This window comes from Metabacillus mangrovi (genome assembly GCF_009711125.1).
In the GTDB taxonomy this organism is placed as follows: Bacteria; Bacillota; Bacilli; order Bacillales; family Bacillaceae; genus Metabacillus_B; species Metabacillus_B mangrovi.
Genome location: NZ_WMIB01000015.1, coordinates 1 through 23,531, shown reverse-complemented (window position 1 = coordinate 23,531; position 23,531 = coordinate 1). Strand labels below are relative to the sequence as shown.

The following is a 23,531-nucleotide window of genomic DNA, read 5'->3' as shown; positions in this document are numbered from 1 at the left end:
TACAATATACAAATATCCAATTACATGTTACATTTTTACATTTATTCTCTTTTTCTCTTCAGAATCAGCAATTTCTTTTAAATACTGTCCATACTCAGTTTTAAGTAATGGCTCGGCTAAAATACGTAATTGTTTAAGATTAATATATCCTTTACGAAAAGCAATCTCCTCAATACAGGCAATATAAAGACCTTGACGCTTTTGTACAGCCTCAACAAAGTTTGAAGCTTCAAGTAGAGATTCATGTGTACCTGTATCCAACCAAGCTAAACCACGCCCAGCAAGTTCAACATTTAACATTTCTACTTCAAGATAATGGTTTATAACTGATGTAATTTCCTTCTCACCTCTTGTAGATGGTTCTACCATTTTAGCCACTTTTATTACATTATTGTCAAAGAAATATAAACCCGGAACAGCAAAAGAAGATTTTGGATCCTCAGGCTTTTCTTCAATTGAAATAGCCTTGAAATTCTCATCAACTTCGACAACTCCATACGCTCGTGGATCTTTTACAAAACAGCCAAAGATAGTAGCACCTTTTTCTAGTTTAGCAACATCCATAAGTCGATTTCCAAAATTCGATCCATAAAAAATATTGTCCCCCAAAATAAGTGCCACAGAAGAATCACCAATAAACTCTTCACCAATAATAAACGCCTCAGCTAAGCCATTAGGTTGGTCTTGCACAGCATATTCAAAAGACATACCAATATATTTACCATTACCAAGTAATTCTTTAAAAACCCCAATGTCTCTAGGGGTGGAGATTATTAATACTTCTCTTATCCCTGCTAACATTAAAACTGAAATTGGATAATAGATCATAGGTTTATCATAAATAGGTAAAATTTGTTTTGATACAGCCTTCGTTAGTGGATATAGACGTGTCCCAGACCCACCTGCTAATATAATACCTTTCATTAAATGTAACCCCCTTAAATAATTAAAAAAAGCACTCTTTTATATAAGAGGCTTAGACGTATTCATACAAAACTTTGGCTTATAATTTTTTACGAAATTCCCTTGAAAATTGGATTTCCTTAGTTAATATTAATTGAACAATAATAAAAGATATAATGTAGCTCGCAATATTTACTAGTGCGTATAATGTGATAGTCTGAATATCTGTAAATTGCAAAAATTTCGAAATGATAAAAGTAAGAATAATTACCACCAAACGAAATAAATTAATTACTAAACCTATGTTTTGTTTCTCAATTACTTCTAGTATACGACCAACAGGTAATATTACAAAATGCACATAAACAATAAATGCCAATACACGAGCATATTTACCTGCATCATACCAATGATGGCCAAAAGCAACACTAAATATCCAAGGGCCAAATAATACGAATACTAATAGAGGTAAAAGTCCAATTAAAGCTAATTTACCAGAAAGTTCCAACGACAGTGACTTTATTTTTTGGGGATTGCTCTTTCCAATACTAGCCGTTTCCGAATAGAAGACTTGCGAAATTGACATTGCTAATAAACTTATAGGTAAACTAACAATTGAATTTGCTAAACCATATAATCCAGCCACAGTAGTTCCATATAAAGAGGTTAATATTATGAGTGGAACTTCATTACCTGCTGTGTAAATATAGTTGCTGGGAGCAGAGAACAATGGAAATTTGATATATCGAGTTAACTGTTTGCGTATCTCGCTCCATTTTATGACGTTTATTATTTCCCTTCTCTTCTCTATTAGCGGAAATGAAAGTCTAGCAATCCCTCCACTTTGCCCGATAATCTGGCCTAAAATTAAGCCTAGAGAACCTAATCCCATTAAACCTAAACCGATTTTGCTTAAGTTAGATGCAATACTCTGAGTAACAGTTGTTCTTGTAATTACTCGAAAATCTTTAATGCGTAAAGACCAGTGTAGCATAATATTATATACACCTATAAATAAAACACCTATCGCTATTAAATACATATAGTCTATTAAAACTTCACTATTTAATAAATTAAAGACCTGTTCTCCCCAAAAAGCAAAAACAGTTATTAATGTCACACAAAAGCTTATTAATATTAAGAATGCACCTACAATTAAATTATAAGCAGATTGGTCATCATCTGCAATTGGAACTGCTTTTTGAAAATCTAAAGAAGCACCTATACTAATAAGGGATAACAGTGACACAAAAACTGATAAAACCCCATATTCTTCTGGCGGATATATTCTTGTAATAATGGGAGACATAGCTATACTTAGTATTTGAGCAAAGGCTGTGCCACTTGCCACCAATACAATATTCTTAAAAAACCTATTTTCCGACAACATATTTATTCTCTTCACGTTTCCCCTTATTTTTACAGTAATACCATTTTGTTTATATCATTAGTTCTTTCGTTATTCATTTTATAGAACTTTTTAATATGTGATATTACAGTACATACAGATTCAGGATCAATCCCATAATACAATGGTAACCTAACCAAACGTTTACTTTCTTTTGTGGTGTACCTATCTTTTCCAGAAAACTCTCCGTACTTCATTCCAGCTTTAGACGAATGCAGAGGAATATAATGAAATACTGTCTGAATATTACTCTCTTCCATGAATTTAATAAGCTTAGTTCTTTCTTCAATATCACGGCACTTAATATAAAACATATGCGCATTATGATTACAATTTTCCGGAATAACCGGTAATTGAATATAACCTTTTTCTTCAAGCTCTCTCAAACCATTATAGTAAATTTCCCAAGTTTTTAAACGGTTATTATTTATTTTAGCAGCTTCCTCCAACTGAGCAAACAAGTATGCTGCATTTAATTCGCTAGGAAGATATGAACTTCCAATGTCTATCCATGTATATTTGTCTACTTGTCCACGAATGAACCTACTACGATTTGTTCCTTTTTCACGGATAAACTCTGCGCGCTCCATAAATTCTTTATTTTGAATAAGAAGTGCCCCTCCTTCTCCCATAGAATAATTTTTTGTCTCATGAAAACTATAGCAGCCCAGATCACTAATCGTCCCAAGCATCTTCCCTTTATAAGTTGCCATTACTCCCTGTGCCGCATCTTCTACTACAAATAGTTTGTGATGATTAGCAATTTCCATAATCCTATCCATCTCACAAGCTACTCCTGCATAATGAACAGGAATGATTGCTTTCGTTTTATTTGTAATCGCTGCTTCAATTAGGGTTTCATCAATATTCATAGTATCTGGACGAATGTCAACAAATACTATTTTTGCACCACGTAAAACAAAAGCATTTACTGTTGACACAAAAGTATATGAAGGAGCAATCACTTCATCACCTGGTTTAATATTAATCAAAAGGGCAGCCATCTCTAGAGCATGAGTACATGAAGTTGTTAGTAAAGCTTTGGGAGTATTAAAGTGCTCTTCAAACCAGGAATTACACTTTTTAGTAAAGGGACCATCTCCACAAAGTTTTTGATTTTTTTTAATAGCTTGTCCGATATAAGCTTCTTCATTTCCCACAAGAGGCGGTACATTAAATACTATCATGTCTTAATCCTCCATGTTAGTTACTTTTAACACTTCTGATAGTAACTCTTTATTAGTGGTCTCTAGAATAAAATAACCATTTCTAGAAGAACTATCATATACGTTGTTCATTTCTTTTTTAATGTAATATTCTTTGATAATGGTTGGGTACATCTTTTTTAAAAATTCAAACTTCCCTTTATCAAAATCATTAAAAATGAAACTTACCATAGAATTTTTTTCTATAGGATTAAAATCGTCTAATTTTATTGGTTCTCCAACAGCTACTCTTATTACGCTTTCTAGAAAGTCGAAACCTGTAGATAAGTAAACCATATCAGATCCAATAAAGTCTCCACCCATTCTTGCAGCAATTTCGATTATTTTTATTTTACCATCTGGTGTTATTTTTACTTCAGAATGAGATGCCCCATTCTCAACTTTTAATACACTCAAAGACTTTTCAACTATGTTAATAATTTCTTGCTTTTTTTCATTAGACAATCTAGCTGGTGATAGATGTCCCTTTTCTATAAAATTAGGTGCACCAGTTGTAAACTTCTCTGTTATTTGTAAAAATATATGTCTACCATTTTGCGTAATATGTTCAACGCTATATTCTTTTCCATCTATATATTCTTCAACCAAGACTCTATCTTCACTAGAGACCGTTTTGGCATTTTCAATCGCGTTATCAATTTCATCAATATATTCTACTCTTCGAATCCCCCTACTGCCAGACCTATCAATGGGTTTAATAATCACAGGGAATTTTATTCCTTCAAAATCTATAGAGTTGCTATCCTTCACTAAATAAAAGTTAGGGCAAGGTAAGTTTTCTTCACTCAAAGCTTTCCTCATTTTAAACTTATTTGTTGTTAATTCGGTGGACTCTAGCGAATTTCCTATTAAACCTAATTTTTTTGCAATATAATTAACTGTAGGCATTGCCATATCAGATGCTACAGAGCATATACCATCAGGATTTATTTGACTTACAAATTTAAAAATACTTTCTTTATCTGTAATACTAATAGGATAAAAAAAATCTGCTATTTCCTTGGCAACTGCTCCCTCTTCCCACGCAAAGACATGAGTTTCATAACCTAGTTCATTTGCTCTTACAACTAACTTCTTTTGAAATTCGTTTGCACCTATTACAACTAGCTTTTTAATATAAATCGCTCCTTTTATAAGACGAAAAAACTCATAGTAATTCAAAAAGGTATTTGAAGTTATGGAGTAGGGGTAATCATTCTATTTGTAAACCATTTTTAAAATGCTCTCTTATTTTCCTTGCAGGTGTCCCATAATAAACACTATAGTTTTCTGGAGATTTTATCACTAAACTGTTTGCTCCAATTAGCACTTCCCTTTCCACACTAATGTTATCTTTAATGATAGAATTAAACCCTAAAAAATTATTCTCTAATATTTTAGAAAAACCACCCACAACAGAATTAGCTGCTATAAAATTATGATTTCCAATAACACTATCATGACAAATTGTAGAATTGCTCCATATTATATTGTTATCTCTGACAACTGAAAATGGCTCTATTGTAACATTAGGTAGTATAATATTTCCTTCACCTTTTATATCGCCATAGACTGTTGCACTCGGACTTATATAATTAATAAAATCAAAGCCTTTTTCTTTAATCATATCAAAAATTATTTTTCTCATTTTCAAATTCTTGTACCCTACACCTAAGATAAACTTATATTCTTTATTAGATAGAAATCCTAAACAATCTTCAAAAGTAATTACTTCTTTCCCTAAATACTTACTTTCACTGAAAAAAGATTTATTCACACAAAAATATTCCAGCTCATACTTTTCCTCTCTACTAATATAGTAGTAAAGTTGTTTAGCAAGGTCTCCTACACCAAATATAATAATTTTCATAACAGCGCCCCTATGAAAAGAGTTTATTCAGATCTTCTATTAGCTTCTCTTCTGAGAACATACTTTTTACATTATTAACATTTTCCCTACTGCTGTAATTGTCCATTTTCACAAACAAATCATCTAAATTACCATTTGCATTAAATACTTTTAGTCCATGCTCTCTACAAAAATCCCAAGTTGTAATGTCATTTCTAATGTAGACCTTTTTACCTAACCCAAGTAAAGTGGTTATATTTCCGACTGCCTGCTGCCTTTTATGATTAAAAATCGCAATATCGACTTTTGATAATAAACTAACATACTCGTTAAAAGGAAGAAACTCTACAATAGGATTAAATTTATCACCAAATATACTTCTACCGGTTTCTATAACTTTGTCTCTGTAGTTAGGATTAGATTCATGTGCATATGAAAGGGGGCAAATTATTTCTATCGCTTCCTCTTTATATATCTTTAATTTATTAAATATCTCTATGTGTTCATTAGTATCTAATGCAGAATTTCCAACTTGTATATAAATTTTATTATCCTTTTTTACATGAATATCATCATGCTTCTTATGTAAATTACTCAAGTACATAAATGAATAATAATACTTCCCTTTTGCTCCATACCACTTTTTGGCTAATTCGTAATCACCTTTAATATGGGTTATTAATCCACCAATATTTTTAAAAATGAATCTCCTAGGCATTTCGCGTATTTTATTTCTAATACTTTCATTTTGTGATTTATAGAGATATAAATCTCCACCCCAAATTATCCAAAAACTTTTTTTTAACAATAAAGGTTGAAAAAAAAGGGCGGCATCTATATATTTGTTGTTGCTAAACCCATGAAAAAAAATTCTTTTTGACTTTATCATATACTGGGAAATTAATAGAATGCTGTTTAAATTATATGGCAATATCTTTAAATTAGGTGCGTTTGAAATATAGGTTTTAGTCTCTTTCCCATTACTCAATAAAAAAACATGATCTTTCGAATTAAAATTACTATTAACAAACTCTATAAATGACTTTGAAAATTTTTCATTTTCATCAGTGGAAAAAACATGTAAATACTTCAATGTTTACCTCCTTCTTATCTTCCCTATAAACTATACCTTCTTTTTGATGTTGATTTCGAGATACAGTTCATTTTTTGTCCGCCTTATTAAAACCACTATTGTTTCCAATTATTTTTAGTTCTAAATGTTTCTTGTTCAGAATTATAAATTAATTGCTCTTTTAGGTAATCATTACTACAATTCTTCTTATATATTTAAACAGCGATCTCATCGGTTATTGGTAAATAATATTTTAACATTAAAAACTTTTTTTCTCTCAAAAACAGCACTAAATATAACATTTCAATTCTTCTAACGCTGCCTTTATTAAATTTAAGATATTTTTTGTCCATCTTTGAAATTTTAAGATATTTTGCTCTTCATAAGATAGCAACTAAGCAATGCAATAACTACCGGATAAGGTATACCTTGTTATTCCTCTCGATATTTTCTTTCTAGTTGTTTAACAATTACATTAATATCGAAATAATCTATTTTATCAATAGGGGTTCCTTTAATTTCATTATTTAATACGGTATTACACCATTCACGAGCAGGAGTATTCAAACTTACGGGAACTGTATCAATATTAAGAACAATTCTTCTATCGATTAGATCTGAAATCACACATCTCACACCTGCTACTTGGGCTTCTATTAAGGTAATTGGAAATCCTTCGTGTAAAGATGGAAACAAAAAAACATCTAAAGTTTTTATTATTTCAGGAATATCTTTTCTTAAACCTAGGAATTTCACTTTCCCTATTAAACCTAATTTTTTAACTTTCTCTTCAATGTAACATCGTAATTCTCCATCTCCAACTAACAGTAACAAAGAATTTTCCTTAACCTTTACTACTTCCGCGAAGATGTTAATTAAAAAATCATGATTTTTTTGGTCCATAAACCTACCAACATGACCAATTATAAATGAATCTGTAGGAAGACCTAGTTTTTTTCTCAAATCCTCTTTACTGTGTTTAAGACTAATAAATTTTTTAAAATCTATTCCATTATTTACAACAATTGCATTATTTATGCCGTAGTATTCGTTTGCTTTTTCTGCTAACTCTTCCGAAAGAGTGATAGGTGTACATTTTAAATATTTAAAACTAAACTTATTAGCTAATTTGTCCATACCATATGCATCTTTTTCCGGCTCATTATGAATAGTATGAAATAATTTTACTTTTCCTTTACTAAAAATTAAATACTTCATTGTATTCATATGGCTGTGGATAACATCAGGTTCAAACTCTTTAATAATTTTATTAATTTTTATAAACATGCTTAAATCTAAGCCTGGTTTTTTATCTAAATATACGACATCTAATCCTTTTTCTCTTATAAATTCATCATTTATAGTATTTTGATTCTCGAACATAGAAATTGCTTTGATTTCGACTGTCTCATTATCAAAGAAATATAGATAATCTAAAACTAATTTCTCCGCTCCACCAACGCCAAAACTTGGTATAATCTGCAGCACCTTTATTTTCTTCATGCTTCTCCTACCTTATAAATGCGATTGAAAATAACTTATTCCTATATGAGGAAACTATAACCATTTGTGTACCATTGTATAAATCCATATATTGTTAAAAAAATAATAAAGAATATTTTAGTTTCTTTTTGATCTTTTAATACTGCACATAAAATTAAAGGAATAATATTTTCTAATATTCTTGCCCCAAAATCCAAAAAGAAATAAGAAACTAGATAAAACATTATTCCATAACAAGCAATAACATTTATTTTATCCTTTTTTATAGTTAGAATGAATATACTACCAGCTACAGCCCATAATAAAAAACCTAAGCCACTCGCACTTTGCGCTATTGAAAAGTCATAGTCAGCTGCTCTTCTATCTCCAAATAAACGCGCCAATTCGGGCACAAGAAAAACGAAAAAAGTCAAGAATATAGTGGAAGTTACTAATCTTAACGCAAAATTAAATTTAATTTTTTTGAGGAAACTTTCTAAAATTTCAAAAAGTATTAGAAATGCAAAACTACTGTGAATAAAAACTGCAGAAACTTTTAAGTATCTACTAAATTTATTATTAAGAGTTAAACCTATTAGGTAAAAACTTAATCCTAAACCTTGCCTTAAATGAATTATATGATTTTTTACTATTTGCGGTATAAAGAGGAATAATATAATAATCCAGAAGCTATAGTTTGTTACCTTCCCCAAAGCGTATAAAACACCTAAAGTAGATATAAAAATTATTATTCTCACTATTTGTTCTGGAGGAAACATGGCCAACAAAATTATATTTATTACCAAGAACAATGGTTCATTTGAAAAAATTGATAAAATGCCGGTAGAAAGATAGCGTTGTATAATTATTGAACTTGATTCAGCGTAAGTTAAATAATTTAAACGATCTCTTGCCCAAGTAATGTCTTCAGGTAATGCAAATAAAAAAGCTATGATTACCGAAATTAATAAATAAATGCCTTTTTTCAGTTTAAGTTTATTACTTACATCTAGTAAATCATTTTTCAAAATGTATTCACTCCTAATCGCAGAGATGGACTATAGTAACTATTAAAAAACTCTACAAAGTGAATTATAAATTTCTGTATAGTTGCACAAGTTTTTCCACTGTATTCCTAAGGTCATATGTTCTTGATCTTGTAATACACCTTTCTGATACTTCTTTATAAAAAATTCTATCAGATAGTAATTTATTTATTAATAAACAAAGGCCCTTAACATCACCTTGACGGAACAATAATCCATATCCACCAACAATTTCTTCTAGACCCTGTACTTTAGTTGCTATGAAGGGTTTTCCGCATGCCATCCCCTCTATGGAAAATAAACTAAGTCCTTCCCAATAGGAAGACAATATTACGATATCTACAGTCTTAAGCACATTAGGAATATCATTTCTAAACCCTAAAAAGTGCACTCTGTTTGAAACCCCAAGTTCTTTAGCTAAACTCATATTGTTTCCTTTTAATGCCCCTTCCCCTACAAGCAATAAATGAATTTCCGAAGAAAGTACTTTCATTGCTCTAATAAGAGTTGCCTGGTCCTTTGCCTTTTCAAACCTTCCTACCATACATATCAATTTTGTTTGTTCCGAGAACTCCTCCTTTATTTTATTTTTACTATATGGAGCAGCATTAATGAATTTATCTATGTTAATACCATTTTCAATCACTTTATATCTGTTAAGTTCACGATCTTTTGGCTTAATCCAGTTAACTAGATTTTTTCTTGTATTATCCGTAATTGAAATGACAGAATCATATTTAGAATAAATATACTTATCCATTAATCTAAAATATGGTTTATTCCTTCTTCTATTATTTGTACTGTGTTCAGTTGTAACGTATTTCACCTTTTTACTGTTGGAAAATATTCTAGATAATCCAACCCAATATTGCGTTGGGAACAAATGGGAATGAACTATATCATAATTCCCTTTATTAATGTAGGTGTTTATTTTCAAAATGTGAAGTGGACTATAAATACTTTGAGACCTAATTATGTCTACTTTTATTCCTTTTGAACTTAAGGAATCATAATATATATTGTTATCTTTAGATAATACCAGGATGTCTAAACTTGTTCCTGCCAAATTATTAATTGCTGGTGATAATTCTTCTATTAATTTTTCTGCCCCACCTGGGCCTAGATTGTTTATTATGTGAAGTATTCTCAAAGCTCGTCTCTCCTAGATATACGACTTTCAACAGAATAGAATAGAATAATAGCCAGTTCTCATATTGTTCCTTAAATATAATAAGTACTCACTTTATAGGATAAATTAACACATTAATCACCTTGAGAATACATATTCTTGTAAATTCCAATCAATAAAGTAGGGAATAATTCAAGCTTTATCTTCAAAATTTATAATTCAAGCTAGCTGTTTAGTCATAGGCATGTATTTTATATTAGGTCAAAATATTTGACAACGCTCTGTATTTAATCACACTGTTGTTCAATTAAAGGAACATGCACATCCTAAATTATTAACCATTTAATTTTAAAATTGTAACATTTTCCTCTCCATTAAATGAAAATTAATAGATGAACGACTCTTTTCTATCTAACTTCCCTTTAATTATTGTATATTTTTTTTATTTTTTCATTTATTAATCTTATATCGCAGTTTACTATTTTTTCTTTATTATACTCGCCCATTTCGATACATAACCTTTTATCACTAATTAACTTACTTATTGCACTTGCAAACATATCAGTATTAGATGGGGTAACTAAGTATCCACCTCTTCTATCTTTAACTAAATCATTATTTCCACGGATATTTGAGCACACTATTGGTAAACCACAAGCCATTGCTTCCATTAGGGCTACAGAAAGCCCCTCCCGAAAAGAAGGAAAAACAAAAATATCTGAGACCTTAGCTATTTCTACAATATCTGTTCGGTAACCTAATAACATTATTTGTTTTTCCATTCCTAATTCTTTTATTATTTTTCTTAAATGATTATCAAGTGGACCTTTTCCACATATAACATAATATATATTAGAATTATTTATTTTTGATAAAGCTCTAACTACCGTTTCGTGGTTTTTATTCTTATTTATCTCACCAACAGAAAGTAAAATTAACCCGTTGTTGTTAATTCCTAATTCATTACGTTTTTCTACTCTATTTACAGACTTAAGTTCAATTTTCTTAGTATCGAGTCCAATACCAGGAACATACTGAATACTTTTTGAATTGAAAGAACCATATGCCCTCCTAAAGTCTTCTTTATTAATTGTAATTAATATATCAGTAAATTTTGAGAGATAGCGCTCTACAGGATAGTACATTAGCCAATTTTTTAAAGGAGCTCCTTTAAAAAAATGAAAACCATGCGCAGTATATATTACATTAGTCCCATACTTCCTCAAATTTCTGCAAGCCATTCTAGCAATAACTCCACCAATCGGGGAATGACAATGAACAATTTGATAGTTATGTTCTGCGCATAATTTTTTCATGTAGTTATAAGATCTTACGATATTTTTAATTGCAGACATACTTCGTGGTACAGGAATATGGAAGGTTTTTATTCCATTATTTTCAAGATCCGTGCGGAATTTATCTACTCGTTCTTGACTTGTTATACTTCCGTATTCAAAATTGCAAGCTACATGAACTTCAAATCCCATATCTCGAAGGATTTTTATATTATCCATATTAAATAGATCGATCATGGAGGCTACTGATGCCATCATTAATGCTTTTTTCATTGGTACACCTCTGTTCCATGTATAAACTAAGTTAATTAATAATCTAACTCTGACAATTTAATTGACTCTTTAAAATTCCTAATCCTATATTCCACTTCATGATTACTCATTGACTGTTCATATACCAAATTTCCAAACAATTTATTAATCAAGCTAATCTTAAATGCTAATATTCTCAAAGGGCTATTAAACATCTTGGTTAACATCATATTCTTCCCATGTACTGCTGCTATAAGACTAACCATCTCACTCGTCTTAACATACTCCTTATTCTGTGGATAGAAAAGTCCACAATCTTGATTATCAATGATAATTTTTAAGAACTCACAAAGATTATCAATATGGAGCATGCTACGCTGGTTATCTATATCAGGAAATAAAGGTAATTTTCGAGCCAGCTTTGCAAGTCTGGAATAATTCCCTTTGGACCCTTTCCCATAAATCATTGGGGGTCTAATTATAGCGACCTTAAAGTTTTCATTTTCTAAAGGTTTGATACCCTGCTCAGCCTGCAATTTACTATTCCCATAAAAATTACTCGGTGTAGGGGTTGTATTTTTGTCGATTACTCTTCTATTGCTACTACTATCCCCATATACAATAATACTGCTCATAAAAATAAACTGCTTAACTCCTTCTGTTTTGGCCTTTTCAGCAGACTCTATTGTAAGATCTCGGTTCACTTTATAATACATATCTTCCATTTTAGGATCGGACGAAACATGTGCTATCCCAGCTACATGAACTACAACATCATATTCTGAAAAGTCTTTCTCCTTCCACGAATCGTCTCTTAAACTAATTGAATCTATCAAGTATCTATCAGGATAGTTTCCTAGCCATTTCTCCAGGCTCGTACCCACATAGCTGTTCTTACCAGTTATCAGTATTTTTTTCATTTAGAAATACTCTCCTTACTACTCGCGATTTCTTTCTTCGTTGTAGTTCCAGTCCCACCTTCAACAACACCGTCACTTTTTAAAACACTAACGACGGTACCAAAGAAGCACTTTACATCCATCCAGAAACTTATTCTTTCAACATACTCCCCGTCCAACTTGGACTTGATTTCAATAGGAAGCTCATCACGCCCATTAATCTGAGCCCAGCCAGTTAGCCCTGGCGGAACATCATTTGCTCCATACTTATCACGTTCAGCGATTAAATCATATTGATTCCACAATGCAGGTCTAGGTCCAATGATACTCATCTGACCGACAAAGATGTTCCAAATCTGCGGTAGCTCATCAAGTGAAGTCTTTCTCAAAAACTTACCCATTCTAGTGATATACTGTTCTGGATTTTCCAGCAAATGTGTGGGCGTGTCCTTAGGTGTATCTATTCTCATAGTGCGGAACTTCAGGATATTGAAATGTGTCTTATTTATGCCAATACGTTTTTGTTTAAACAATACAGAGCCTTTTGACTCGAGCTTTATAGCTATTACAAAAATTAAAATAAACGGTGATAATAATATTAGCCCAGTTAAAGAAAGAATAATATCTAGTAACCTTTTAATCTTCATATACACTTGCTGAACTCCTCCGTGTCTTTATGTTTTAGCAAAATGGTAAAAGGATCCACAATTTATATCAAAGAGTGGATCCTTCTACCGCTAAATATTATTTAACATATTTTTAAACCTTAGGTTCGCACAAGACAAATTACTTTGAACTTACAATTTCATTTGACCAATTGAATAAACTATTTTTATTAATTTTCCTACATAATTAACTTAAGACGACCTAAACAGCAGTCGTTACATTTATCCGATTATTAGCCATATCCAACAATCTATCTCTAATCTCGCCTTCTTCCAATACATAGAAGTCTTTCATGAAATCAAGTAAGATTTCTTCATTGATTAATGCAGCCTTCCCAATATGAATTTTAGGAAATATTTGCTTTGAATGGACTTCATTTTCGTTGAGAAGCTCTTCATACATCTTTTCTCCAGGACGTAGTCCTGAAAAATTCATACCTATTTCTTTAGTTGTATAACCAGACAATTTGATCAAATTTTCTGCAAGATCAACTATTTTAACCGGTTCTCCCATATCTAGAACAAAGATTTCTCCACCCCGTGCTAATGACCCCGCTTGAATGACGAGTCGTGAGGCCTCCGGAATTGTCATGAAATACCTTGTCATTTCTGGATGGGTTACAGTAACCGGGCCACCTGATTGGATTTGCTTTTTAAATAAAGGAATGACACTTCCTCTGCTGCCCAAAACGTTACCGAAACGAACGGCTACGAACTTTGTCGAGCTTTTTTGGGACAGATGCTGAATCATCATTTCTGCGAATCTTTTCGTAGCACCCATCACATTCGGCGGGTTAACGGCTTTGTCAGATGAAATTAATACGAATGTGTTTACGCCAAATGTATCCGCTGCTTCTGCCACATTTTTAGTACCGAAAATGTTATTCTTCACTGCTTCTCTCGGGTTGTACTCCATTAAGGGCACGTGCTTATGAGCCGCCGCATGGTATACCACATATGGCTTGTACTCCTGCATGATTTCAAAGATTCGGTTCCGGTCTTGTATATCGGCTATAACAGGGATAATTTCTATTTCATTCTGTAATTTGCTGCGGAGTTCCATGTCGATTTGATAGATACTGTTCTCTCCATGGCCTAATAAGATAATTTTTGATGGGCTGAATCTGCAGATCTGCCTGCAGATTTCAGAGCCAATCGAACCTCCGGCTCCAGTTACTAAAATCGTTTTTTCCGAAATGGTTTCTGTAATTCCTTCTATATCCAGTTCAACAGGTTCTCTACCGAGTAAATCTTCCACTTTTACATCTCTGAATTCATTTGAAGATACCTTGCCAAGCATGATATCTTCCATCTTTGGGATCGTTAACACCTTAACGTTTATTTTCTCACAATTGCTATAAATTGTATTTAGTGCCATTTTATCCAATGAAGGAATGGCTAGAATAATCGTTTCGATTGATAGTTTGCTGCAAGCTTCTTCTATCGCTTCAATTCCTCCGGCAACAGCCAACCCAAAAATCTGCAGATTCTGCTTTTTCTTATCATCATCCAGAAATGCGACAGGAAGCAGGTTTGTGTTACGATTGTTCATCAGCTGCCTTGCTACCATCGTACCTGTCATTCCGGCCCCGATTATTAATGTCCTCTTTTTGTCAGAAGCATTTCTATAATAGACATCTCTGAAGATTCTCCAGCAAAACCTTGTCCCACATATTAACACCATATGAATTAACCACGTAATGAGTAGTATGCGTACATAGACATCCTGGTAAGCCACCTGCTGAAAAACTCCGGTTGTGAACGCTGAAAAGGATACTGCATAAAAAATAGCCAGCAGTTCTTTTATGCTGGCGTATTCCCACGCCTTTACATACAGCTTGTAAAGAGAAGCAAAAATGTGATGCGCTGCCAGCAGCACGACTGAACTGATTATGATTGCAGGATTGAGAAGCTCTTTGGCAGGATTGATCATGAAATAACTGAGATAAATAGCAGCAACGACGGTAAACGAATCCAAAAAAACCAAGAATGCCAGTCTTTTTCCGAACGTCATTAGACCACTCTCCTTTATGTGTTTTACAAGAACAGATCTAATGAAAGAACAAACTCGTGTTCGCTCATTAGATCGTTCTTTTATGTATAAATATAAATGGGCATTCAACCCACCCTCACACCGCACTATTGACGACAGGCGTCTAAGGTTTGCACCCACAGTGCGGCCGAGTGTCTCCGTTGATAGAGGTCAGGAGGCATCACCTTTTTGTTTCTTTTAAAATATGCCGAGGAATTTCTTTTTCTTGATCCGGCTTGGTTCCTTGGCAAATACAGTCTGACCGCTGATCAGCAGCTCGGCGTTTTCTCTATAGTAGTACGCTGCCTGACTTCCGAATTCTTTTTCAAGAACGTTTATTCCATTTAAAAGCTGGAAGCCTCTTGAAGTCGTGTTATGCGCATCTGATGCAATAAAGTGTGTGAGCTGTGCTTCGACAAGGTCCAGCGAGAAGTTGCGGATTTTTTTTCCGAATTGGCCAGTCAGGCTGGCCGCTGTTACTTGGGTTAAGGCCCCTTTTTTGACAAAAGTATAAAGAAGATCGGGATTCTCATTGATTTCCCGGTTGCGCTCGGGATGGACGATAATAGGGGTAATCCCTTTCAGTTGAAGATCAAACAGCATCTTCTCTGCGTATCTTGGTACGTGTCCGGATGGGAATTCAATTAACAGGCAGCTGGTTCCGTGAATGGGAAGGATTTCATCGTTCTCAATTCCTTGCAGAAGTTCACCGTGGATTCGTACTTCTTGACCGGGTATGATCGTGAGCGGAATATGAAGGGCGTCTAGCTCTTTATTCAAGCGTTCTGTGTGATCAACGATTTCATCCTTCTGGTTGTCGTATGTTCCATTTTGATGATGGGGTGTAGCCACAATTTTCGTAATCCCTTCCTCTACTGCAGCCCTGGCCATAGCGATGGAATCTGTCAGATGCTGTGATCCGTCATCGAGACCCGGAAGAATGTGACAGTGTATGTCAATCACACAGAACACCTCCTTTATATTTTTGCGTTATTTTTAAATCTTTCGACCTATTTTTATGTTTTTCTACACTATTTTAATCCTATCATTATCCTTAATCTGCTTAAAGGGGTAAATTTTGTCGAATTATGACTTTTTTACTCCATAATAATAATAGAGGCTGTCTTCTTGTTTTTTATTGTTAAGAACGACACCAAGAATTTTGGCACTTGCATTAAAAAGCTGTTCTTTTGCCTTTTGAGCACGTTCAATCTCTGTTTTGCCCGAGCTAACAACGAGAACAACTCCATCTACCTGGTTGGCCAGCACCTGGGCATCTGTTACGGCAAGAACTGGCGGTGTGTCGAAAATAATTAAATCGTATAATTTTCTTGCTTCATCCAGCAGACTCCGCATATTGCCGGATGCAAGCAGTTCTGAAGGGTTCGGCGGAATTGGACCGCTTGTTAAAAGATGCAGGTTTGTCTGATCAGTAAGCTGGACCGTGTTCTGAAGAGACATTTGTCGAGTCAGTACATTTGTAAGTCCTACGGAATTATCCATTTTAAAAGTGAAGTGAGCTGTCGGCTTTCTCAGATCTCCGTCGATGAGCAGCACCTTTTTCCCTTGCTGGGCAAATACAACGGCCATATTGGCGGATGTCGTAGATTTTCCTTCACCCGGCCCTGAGGATGTGATAAGCATTGTAGTCAGATTGCCTTCTACTTGTGAAAATTCGATATTAGTCCGAATCGTCCTGTATTGCTCAGCAACCGGAGATTTTGGATTATTCATGGAAATCAGGCTGCGGTTCTGAATCTGAAAAATTTGTTTGCGGTCTTTACGCGCCATACGTTTCACCTCTTGCCTTGGTGTAGGATTGCTTTTGGGATGGTCCTGCTGCTTCCATATCTTCTGTAATTGTTGTAATCGCTCCTAAAATCGGCAGCTCGAGCAGTTTTTCAATATCTTGTTCTGTCTTGATCGTGTTATCCAGGTATTCAAGCAGGAACGCGATCCCGACACCAGCCATTAAACCTACTACAAGGGCAATCGCCATATTCAGAACAGGCTGCGGCTTCACCGGAGACGGATCTTCGCCTGAAGTTGCCTTTGACAGAATGCTGACGTTGTCGATCTTCATGATGTTTTTGATTTCACTCTGGAATACATTCGCAGTTGCATTAGCGATTTTAACAGCCTGAGCCGGGTTTTCATCTTCAACGGTCACCGTAAACACCTGAGAGTCCTTTTCACTTGCGACCGTGATCGCATCCTCTGATAATTCCGTTTTCAGCTGTGCTTCCACTTTGTCCATAATGGCCGGACTTTTCATGATGACGCTATACGTATTGATCAGCTGAATATTTGTTTGAATCTCATTGAATTGGTAAGCCTGCTGCTCGTTTTTGGATTGGTTGACAAGAATCTGTGTGGACGCTTGATAGATCGGGGTTAGAAAAAAGTAGCTGACCACACCGCTTGCTGCGGTTGCCAGGGCAGTAATCATAAAAATAAGGGCGAGACGTTTCTTGAGTGTCTGAAAGAGCTCTTTCAGACTGATAGTTTCTTCCATAGTTGCCTCCATCTGTTATTGAGTAGGAATACTTGCAATTATAGTTCCCAAGATAGGAATTTACCACATAAAACAGGAAATTGATACAAAAAATTTACAAAGAAACTCTATTTTTAACTAATTTTGAACTAGTGACAAAAGACCTAAAAAGCACAGGCTCCTACAAGCCTGTGCTTTTCTATCAGTTTGTAAGTATGGTTAGCAGCGCGCCGAGTACAATGGTTGCTATCGGAATAGAAATCATGATAAAACGCTGCTTGCGCTGTTTTTTTAATTCCGCTTGTTCGGGGGTCATCCATTGGTGGGACATGTTGGTCTCTCCTTTGATTTGGTCGAATGATGTCGATTATGATTGCTTCATTTACCTTATCGTGTAAGAGCAATGGAGTTTTTGTAGGTATTTAGAATCATAAAATTTCAAAAACCCGCAAAAAATTATTTGCGGGTTTTGCGGAATGTTATCGAAAAAGAGCCCGGCGGGGAGTCCGGACTCTCTTTTCATGTATGGGCGATCCACTCAGGATGCATAGACTTTTTTCATTTGCGTTATGATTTCTTCGAGCATCTCTTTTGTCGTTACGTTTCTCTGCTCGCCAGTGCGGTAGGCGTGCATCAGGATTTGCAGAAACTCCTCTTGTTTCATCTGCTTAGTGTCCATTGTACATTGTTCCCTCTCACTTTTACAATTTTATACAGCATGTACGAAGAATAGTATAATAAGAGATTACAAAATTTGCAAGCCTCTTCTTATACGATTCGAGTCGTTCTGACAATTAAGTCCCCGCATTTTCCTTTTTCGAAACCTTTTAACGAAACATTTTTCTACGTTATAATAAAGGAATGGATACAGTCTTTGGAAGTGCCTATCGTGCTAGGACTTCTGAAGTTTCGACAAGCGGGCCGAATGCAGCCCGAAAGGAGAGATCAGTTTGCTGATGCGAGATCTTGAAAAAGAGCGCGTTCTGCTTACAGCGGAGCGGCTTCGGACGATATTGGATCCGGGCAGTGAGGATGACCGGGCGGTTGTAAAAAAGGGGCTGCTGCTGTACCGGCAGGGAAGTGTCTATAATGTGAACGTTTCCGCTGAGCGGATTCGTGCGAAGGTGCAGGATGTGTCTCCGGTTTCGATTATTCTGGATCTGGATTTTGTCCAGGCGAGTGAATGCTCCTGTCCCGCCCGCGGTTTTTGCCGGCATTTGATGGCCGCTTTTTTATATGTATATGCAAGCGTCGAGCGCGTCGGAACGTTTGTGGACGCCTGGAAGGACGATCGCGACGCCCAACTTTTAAAGCAGATGCAGCGCGCCAGTGCCCTTCTGAGACAGGAGCCCACTTTTAAGGAGGACTCGCTCGAGAGCTGGCATAGCTATTTTGAAAAAGAATACCAGTCCCTCCAAGTGAAAACGATGCAGGGGCTTTACCATCAGTATTTTTTCAAGCTGAAGCAGAAGGCGCCGAAAAAGCTTGAGCTGAAGCGTTTGTTCGTCATTCACCTGGCCGTTGTGACGATCATGAGGATGGTGGAGTCCTACAGTAGAACGAAGGCAAAGGATCCGTCGCTTCAGAACATGGCGAAGGTGTATGTGACGCATATGAGCAATGCGGTGGAGCAGGAGCTCGATGAGATGTCCCGCTATGCCGCTCCCTTCGCGCTTGATCCGCTGCTTGAGCAGAGCGGTGCGTATTTTAGGAGGCTGCTCGAAGCGCGGGATGCGCTGTTTCCGCCGGCATTTGAACTGTATAAGATCCTGTGGGAGGAGCTGCTGAACCGGCCGAAGTGGCTGGAGGCGGAGTATAAGGCTCTCGTTGAAAAAGAAAAGGAAGGCGCAACAGATACGAGATATTTGTACGCGTACCTGCATATTCTTTTTCTATTGAAGCGAGACGATGAGCTGCTGCAAATCCTGGAGGATGCAGGCGGACTCTTTTTTACTGCCTCTTTAAACTGGGCTCGCACTCTCGCGGCAGCGAAAAATATGCGGAGACTGGAAAAGTGGATCCCGTATTTAGAGAAGCACCGGAAGGATTTTATTGATGGAGACTACAGCAGCAGCGAAAAGCGGATTGGAACGGACCATCTGTTGTATATCATGAGGTCCTATTCGGACGAAAAGGATAGTGACCGTACCTTCGAGGAGGCATGCCGGGATATGCTGCCGTTCAGCTACAAGGCCTTTGAAAACCAGCTGGGCATGGATGAGCGGTTTTACGAATGGGCGGAGCTGAATCTGCTTCTTGGGTTTCCGATCTATGAGCTGGATGAGGATTTTTTGCACGAGGCGGAGGCCCGGGAGCCGGAATCAGTGCTCGGTCTTTACAAGCAGACAATTTTCATGGAAATGGAAAACCGGAACCGGGAAAGCTACCGGCGGGCGGTCCGTTTGATGAAAAAAGTAAAGAAGCTGTATAAAAAGCTGAAAAACGAAGAGGATTGGGAAGACTATCTGGATGTGATGCAGGAACGGTATAAGCGCCTCCGCGCATTCAAGGAAGAATTGGTGAAGGGAAAGTTGATTGATGGATAACTATGAACTTCATATTGAACAGACGGAGGATTTTCAATTTACCGTTTGGGCGAAAAAAAATGAGGATGAGCCGGTCAGCCTGAAAGAAATGAGACGGGTATTTTTCACTTGGCATGAATCCTCCTATTACGGAACGGCCCTTGAGGATATCAGCTTTATCGGAACGCCGGCCTTCTTGCTCTCCCCTTGGATGACAGCCGAGCTGCTCGGGCAGAACGCGTTCAATTCGATGGCTGAGATCCAGGTGATGCAGCCTGCGCTTCAGGATGCCGCAAGAGTGATCTATAAACTGGCCGCCTATGGGCAGTTCAAACCGGACTTCCAGGCATGGCAGGTCGGCCAGATCGGCTGGAAGCCCGAGTCGGAGGAGCTTGAAGGGTTTACCGCGGAATGGTTCAGTGCGGCGGTTTCGGATTTGATCACCTTGAACAAGACCCTGCGAATGGCGTGGATGGAGATCCGCGATGCCCATCCGGTGATGGCGAACTTTACCGGGTACTTTCTCGATGAGCAGGACTGGCTTGAGCGGATTGGCTGGTATATTGATGAAAAGCCGTTCACGATCGGCCTTCGCCTGAATGAGCCGGAATACGATGGCGGCGAATGGCGTCTTGAGGTGATTCTCCGCAGCAAGAAGCGCGAGGATGATCTGCACGTGTATGAGGGTGTATCCTCCCTGCCGCGCGGCTGGAAGGGCTTTGCGGATGACGTGGAACGGGAGCTTGACCGCTTTCAGCAGATCGTGCCTTTTCTGAGCTTTAGCGGTGGTGTCACATTGGTGAGCGAAGATGAGGCGTGGATGTTTTTGACGGACGCGAGCGAGACGCTCGTGAACATGGGTGTCGAGATCCTGCTGCCATCTTGGTGGCAGGTGGTGAAGGAATCACAGATGATGGTGAAGGCGAAGCTCTCCTCCACCCCGAGAGGACAGTCGTTTGTCGGGATGAACACACTCGTTGATTTTAACTGGCGCTTTGCGACGAACGGGATCGAGATGTCGGAGGAGGATTTCAACCGGCTCGTGAACGACCAGCGGAAGCTTGTCAATTTCCGCGGTCAGTGGATCAAGCTTGACCCCGCTTTTATCCAGCAAGTGAAGACGCTGCTGCAAAAGGCGGAGAAGGAAGGATTGCACGTGTCGGATGTGCTGCACCAGGAGCTGGCCCGGGAAGACGGCGAGGAGAACGATGAGGCGCAGGGCGCTTTTGCAGGAATTGAGATTGAGCTCACGAAGCAGATGCGCGGGATGATGAAGAGGCTGACGACACTGAACCATGATTCCACCTATGAGGTACCGGCTGATTTCCTGGGAAATTTGCGGCCTTACCAGCAGCAAGGCGTGGATTGGCTGCTTGGTCTGCGTGAGAACCGGTTCGGGGCCTGCCTCGCGGATGACATGGGCCTCGGTAAAACGATTCAGATGATCGCCTACTTTACGTATGTGAAGGCGGTGGAAAAGCCTGATACTCCGGCATTAATTGTCGCGCCGACGTCTGTATTGGGGAATTGGCAGAAGGAAATTGAGAAGTTCGCGCCTCACTTGAAGGTGAGGCTACATTACGGTCCGACGAGGCCTCGAGGCGAGGCGTTTGGCGCGAGTATTCTCGATCAGGATATCGTGCTGACGTCGTATGGGCTCGCGCAGGCAGACGTTGAGGATCTGGAAGCGGTGACCTGGAGTACAATTTGCATCGATGAAGCGCAGAATATAAAAAATGCCCATACGAAGCAGTCGCGGGCGATCCGCAAGCTGAGCGGTTTGCAGCATATCGCGCTGACTGGGACGCCGATGGAGAACCGGCTGACCGAGCTGTGGTCGATTTTTGATTTTATCAATCACGGGTATTTGGGCAGTCTGCATTCTTTTCATAAAAAGTTCGTCCTGCCGATCGAGAAGGAACGCGACACCGTTCTCGTTGAAAAACTGCGCCGCTACATCCGGCCGTTTTTGCTGAGAAGGACGAAGCGCGATGAACAGGTCGCCCTGAACCTGCCGGAGAAGCTCGAGCAGAAGGAATACATCCCGCTTACGGTCGAGCAGGCGTCGATGTATGAGCAGCTCGTGAAGGATACGTTCGAGCAGGTCTCGCAGCTTGCGGGAATGCAGCGGAAGGCATTGATTTTGAAAATGCTCGGCAAGCTGAAGCAGATCTGTGATCACCCGGCGCTTTATTTGAAGGAAGCGGTGCCGAGTGATGTGGTGGCTCGCTCGAATAAGATGGAGAAGCTGATCGAACTTGTGACCGCGATCCGCGAGCAGGAGGAAAGCTGTTTGATTTTCACCCAGTATATCGGCATGGGGGAAATGATGAAGAAGCTGCTGCAGGGTGCGTTCGGTGAGGATGTGCTGTTCCTGAACGGAAGTGTGTCGAAAACGGACCGCGACCGGATGGTGGAAAAATTCCAGAGCCGGGAAGTGCCGTTTTTGATATTGTCGTTGAAGGCTGGCGGAACGGGGCTGAATTTGACGGCTGCGAACCATGTGATTCATTTTGATAGATGGTGGAATCCGGCGGTCGAGAACCAGGCAACGGACCGGGCATACCGGATCGGGCAGGAGCGTTTTGTGCACGTCCATAAGCTGATCACGACCGGGACGATCGAGGAGAAGATTGATGGGATGCTGGAGAAGAAGCAATCGCTGAACGATGAAATTTTGCAGAGTGAGCAGTGGATTACGGAGTTGAGCACGGATGAGTTGGAGGAATTGTTTACGTTGACGGTTTAGGGTGCTGGTGGCTGGACGATGCATGGCGGCGGGGCGGGGTCAGTCCCGCTCCGCTTTAACGCATGTGGGGACAGAGACTTGCAGCTGCGAACCCTTGCACAGCAAGGGGTTGTGGAGTTGGTGCAGGAGCTTTAGTTCGGTAGAGAATGTGGGGACTGGCACGGTGCCAGTCCCCTTCTGCTTTAACGCATCGGGGGACGGAGACTTGCGGCTGCGAGGCTTTGTGTACCAAAGGACCGCAGAGTCGGTGCCGGAGCTTTAGCTCGCTAATGGGGTGCGGGTCAGACACCTCCTTTTCTCCACTCTTTTAAAATATTAATTTCCCTCTTCTTCCTCATCAGCAAAATTCTATTTTCCGTAACCTGATTATGTTAGTAAACAAATTCCCCCTTAATCTGACGTGGCAGATTGAAGTTTTTTACATTCGACATACATATGGCGGGGTCAGTCCCATTAGCGATGCACGTCTTACAAAAAATGTATGGATACACCGCAGTTAACTCCTAATCATAGGAATTTTGGTTTC

The 23,531-nt window shown here is 37.9% G+C and carries 20 protein-coding genes; 2 read left to right on the top strand and 18 right to left on the bottom strand.

The window, feature by feature from the left end:
• Positions 1–27: 27 nt before the first annotated feature.
• From rfbA to GKZ89_RS21015, 18 genes are all read right to left on the bottom strand, one after another.
• Positions 28–924 (bottom strand): glucose-1-phosphate thymidylyltransferase RfbA, encoded by an 897-nt coding sequence (rfbA, locus tag GKZ89_RS14010; RefSeq protein ID WP_155113028.1) that lies wholly within the window; start codon positions 922–924, stop codon positions 28–30.
• Positions 925–1,003: 79 nt separating this feature from the next.
• Positions 1,004–2,308 (bottom strand): oligosaccharide flippase family protein, encoded by a 1,305-nt coding sequence (locus GKZ89_RS14005; protein WP_155113027.1) that lies wholly within the window; start codon positions 2,306–2,308, stop codon positions 1,004–1,006.
• 14 nt (positions 2,309–2,322) lie between these two features.
• Positions 2,323–3,498 carry a dTDP-4-amino-4,6-dideoxygalactose transaminase gene (rffA, locus tag GKZ89_RS14000; RefSeq protein WP_155113026.1) on the bottom strand — a complete coding sequence of 392 codons (1,176 nt, stop codon included), beginning with the start codon at positions 3,496–3,498 and terminating at the stop codon, positions 2,323–2,325.
• Between the two features lie 3 nt (positions 3,499–3,501).
• Positions 3,502–4,698, bottom strand: coding sequence for an ATP-grasp domain-containing protein (locus GKZ89_RS13995; protein ID WP_155113025.1), 1,197 nt, complete (start codon positions 4,696–4,698; stop codon positions 3,502–3,504).
• A 31-nt stretch (positions 4,699–4,729) separates the two neighbouring features.
• Entirely contained in the window at positions 4,730–5,386 is a 657-nt protein-coding gene (locus tag GKZ89_RS13990) for an acetyltransferase (protein WP_155113024.1), read from the bottom strand.
• A 10-nt stretch (positions 5,387–5,396) separates the two neighbouring features.
• Positions 5,397–6,458, bottom strand: coding sequence for a TDP-N-acetylfucosamine:lipid II N-acetylfucosaminyltransferase family protein (locus GKZ89_RS13985; protein WP_155113023.1), 1,062 nt, complete (start codon positions 6,456–6,458; stop codon positions 5,397–5,399).
• Positions 6,459–6,869: 411 nt separating this feature from the next.
• Positions 6,870–7,940: a glycosyltransferase gene (locus GKZ89_RS13980; RefSeq protein WP_155113022.1), complete on the bottom strand. Its 1,071-nt coding sequence runs from the start codon at positions 7,938–7,940 to the stop codon at positions 6,870–6,872.
• Between the two features lie 41 nt (positions 7,941–7,981).
• On the bottom strand, positions 7,982–8,947 hold the full coding sequence (locus GKZ89_RS13975) for an EpsG family protein (protein WP_155113021.1): 966 nt from the start codon (positions 8,945–8,947) through the stop codon (positions 7,982–7,984).
• Between the two features lie 64 nt (positions 8,948–9,011).
• Positions 9,012–10,115 carry a glycosyltransferase gene (locus GKZ89_RS13970; RefSeq protein WP_155113020.1) on the bottom strand — a complete coding sequence of 368 codons (1,104 nt, stop codon included), beginning with the start codon at positions 10,113–10,115 and terminating at the stop codon, positions 9,012–9,014.
• 401 nt (positions 10,116–10,516) lie between these two features.
• On the bottom strand, positions 10,517–11,662 hold the full coding sequence (locus GKZ89_RS13965) for a glycosyltransferase family 4 protein (RefSeq protein WP_155113019.1): 1,146 nt from the start codon (positions 11,660–11,662) through the stop codon (positions 10,517–10,519).
• 35 nt (positions 11,663–11,697) lie between these two features.
• Entirely contained in the window at positions 11,698–12,561 is an 864-nt protein-coding gene (locus GKZ89_RS13960) for an NAD-dependent epimerase/dehydratase family protein (RefSeq protein WP_155113018.1), read from the bottom strand.
• A complete protein-coding gene (locus GKZ89_RS13955) occupies positions 12,558–13,193 on the bottom strand; it encodes a sugar transferase (RefSeq protein ID WP_162356882.1) in 636 nt (211 codons plus the stop codon). The genes GKZ89_RS13960 and GKZ89_RS13955 overlap by 4 nt, the downstream gene beginning before the upstream one ends.
• A 214-nt stretch (positions 13,194–13,407) precedes the next feature.
• Positions 13,408–15,219 (bottom strand): polysaccharide biosynthesis protein, encoded by a 1,812-nt coding sequence (locus tag GKZ89_RS13950; RefSeq protein WP_155113017.1) that lies wholly within the window; start codon positions 15,217–15,219, stop codon positions 13,408–13,410.
• Between the two features lie 216 nt (positions 15,220–15,435).
• Positions 15,436–16,200, bottom strand: a complete 765-nt coding sequence (locus tag GKZ89_RS13945; protein WP_162356880.1) for a CpsB/CapC family capsule biosynthesis tyrosine phosphatase — start codon at positions 16,198–16,200, stop codon at positions 15,436–15,438.
• Positions 16,201–16,323: 123 nt separating this feature from the next.
• Positions 16,324–17,028, bottom strand: coding sequence for a CpsD/CapB family tyrosine-protein kinase (locus GKZ89_RS13940; protein ID WP_155113016.1), 705 nt, complete (start codon positions 17,026–17,028; stop codon positions 16,324–16,326).
• Positions 17,018–17,752 (bottom strand): YveK family protein, encoded by a 735-nt coding sequence (locus GKZ89_RS13935; RefSeq protein ID WP_155113015.1) that lies wholly within the window; start codon positions 17,750–17,752, stop codon positions 17,018–17,020. Before GKZ89_RS13935 ends, GKZ89_RS13940 begins: the two co-directional genes overlap by 11 nt.
• Before the next feature lie 181 nt (positions 17,753–17,933).
• Entirely contained in the window at positions 17,934–18,062 is a 129-nt protein-coding gene (locus GKZ89_RS21435; RefSeq protein ID WP_277753235.1) for a hypothetical protein, read from the bottom strand.
• A 207-nt stretch (positions 18,063–18,269) separates the two neighbouring features.
• Positions 18,270–18,410 (bottom strand): YwzD family small protein, encoded by a 141-nt coding sequence (locus tag GKZ89_RS21015; protein WP_164502886.1) that lies wholly within the window; start codon positions 18,408–18,410, stop codon positions 18,270–18,272.
• A 271-nt stretch (positions 18,411–18,681) separates the two neighbouring features.
• Here GKZ89_RS21015 and GKZ89_RS13930 point away from each other — a divergent pair, with 271 nt between their 5' ends.
• Together GKZ89_RS13930 and GKZ89_RS13925 are read left to right on the top strand one after the other, a co-directional pair.
• Complete coding sequence (locus tag GKZ89_RS13930; protein ID WP_155113014.1) at positions 18,682–20,277, top strand: SWIM zinc finger family protein; 1,596 nt, start codon at positions 18,682–18,684, stop codon at positions 20,275–20,277.
• Positions 20,270–23,005, top strand: coding sequence for a DEAD/DEAH box helicase (locus GKZ89_RS13925; protein ID WP_155113013.1), 2,736 nt, complete (start codon positions 20,270–20,272; stop codon positions 23,003–23,005). Before GKZ89_RS13930 ends, GKZ89_RS13925 begins: the two co-directional genes overlap by 8 nt.
• Positions 23,006–23,531 lie beyond the last annotated feature (526 nt).